The organism is Methylobacterium sp. CCH5-D2, assembly GCF_001556475.1.
Lineage (GTDB): Bacteria > Pseudomonadota > Alphaproteobacteria > Rhizobiales > Beijerinckiaceae > Methylobacterium > Methylobacterium hispanicum.
In genome coordinates this window covers 1-1,523 of the sequence record NZ_LSIX01000607.1, presented here as the reverse complement: position 1 = coordinate 1,523, position 1,523 = coordinate 1, and the positions used below count along the sequence as shown (strand labels likewise).

The following is a 1,523-nucleotide window of genomic DNA, read 5'->3' as shown; positions in this document are numbered from 1 at the left end:
CCACAGGCGCACGGCGACGCGCGCCGGCCGGCTCGTCGGCACCGTGCGCCTGTGGAACGTCGATGCGGGCGGCTGCCCCGCGCTGCTGCTTGGCCCGCTGGCCGTCGATCCGGCGATCCAGCGCCAGGGGCTCGGCAGCGTGCTGATGCAGGCGGCGCTCGGCCGGGCGGAGGCGCTCGGCCACGGCGCGGTGCTGCTCGTCGGCGACGCGCCCTACTACGCCCGCTTCGGCTTCGACGGGGCGGTGGCGGCTGATCTCGCCATGCCGGGCCCGTTCGAGCGCCCGCGCTTCCTCGGGCTGGAGCTGCGCCCCGATGCCCTTGCCGGTGCCCAGGGCATCCTGCGGGCGACCGGCGCGCTCGCGCCGGTTCCGGTCGTCGATACCTACGCCGCGGTGGCGCGACGACGCGCCGCCTGACCGGGCCGTCCCCGCGGGGCGGCCTCGATGATCATCCTTCGGTCCTGATCCCGGTGTGAGCGAGCGCACGCCCAGGGACAAGGCATGGAACGGCGCTTCCCGTGGGGCTTTGCGTTAGCATCGTCGGGCGGCCCGTGGTCGCCCGGAGAGCCACGCGAAGCCTTCAGGGAGGATCGCCCATGTCCGTCTCCAGCCGCCGGGAAGCACGCCTGCTCACCGCCGACGAGGCCGAGCTCGTCGGCCAGACCCACCATCCGCGCATCCAGTCCATCGGGGACGGGGATCTCCTCGACCTGCTGCGGCGCCTGCGCGAGCGGCGCGACCGGGCCCGCGGCATCGCCCAGCGCCAGCGCCGCGAGATCCGGGGCCGGGCCGCCCCGTCCGGAACGCGGCCCGCGAGCGACGACGCGGGCAGCCGCGAGAAGGCGGCGCTGCTCGCCGCCGCGGTGAAGCGCGCCAACAAGGAGCACGAGCGGCGGCGCGTGCAGGCCACGCGCGGCGGCCTCGTGGCGAATGCCCGGCGGGCGCTCGCGATGAAGCGGGCGGCCGGTGACCCGGCCGCGGGCCGGCCCACCTCCCGGACGGCCAACGAGGGCATGCATCCGATCCCCAACGCGGCCGAGGCGCCCTCGGGCGCTGTGCGCCAGGAGGGCCAGGAGATCGCCATGCGCCGGGGCGGCGGGCCGCGCTGAGCGCGCCTCAGGGAATGTCGAGGATCTTGTGCGTCTGGAGCGACAGGCGCCAGCGGGCGTCGCGGCGGCAGTATTCCACCGCCGCGCGGGTGTTCTCGGCCTGGGCCGGGCCGTCCATCGGCTGCAGGAAGCGGTGGCGGAAGGGCAGGTCGGCGAGCGCGGCCGGATCGATCCCGGCCTGGGGGAAGACGAGCTTCAACTCGTGGCCGCCGCGCTGGACCAGCGGGTTCGCCCCCTTCGGGCTGACGCAGATCCAGTCGATGCCCTCGGGGGCCTGAAGCGTGCCGTTGGTCTCGACCGCGATCTCGAAGCCGCGGGCGTGGACCGCGTCGATCAGCGGGGCGTCGAGCTGCAGCAGCGGCTCGCCGCCGGTGAAGACCACGTAGCGCGCGTGCGCGCCGCCCTCCCAGGTC

At 75.8% G+C, this 1,523-nt stretch carries 2 protein-coding genes and 1 pseudogene; 2 read left to right on the top strand and 1 reads right to left on the bottom strand.

The features are described from left to right. A partial coding sequence (locus tag AX737_RS15580; protein WP_066922770.1) for an N-acetyltransferase occupies positions 1–418 on the top strand: 418 nt, incomplete at its 5' end. A 179-nt stretch (positions 419–597) separates the two neighbouring features. Beyond that, entirely contained in the window at positions 598–1,110 is a 513-nt protein-coding gene (locus AX737_RS15575) for a hypothetical protein (RefSeq protein ID WP_066922768.1), read from the top strand. A gap of 7 nt (positions 1,111–1,117) precedes the next feature. Here the strand turns inward: AX737_RS15575 and AX737_RS15570 are convergent. Then, positions 1,118–1,523 (bottom strand): annotated as a pseudogene (locus AX737_RS15570) (7-carboxy-7-deazaguanine synthase QueE); the annotation flags it as partial.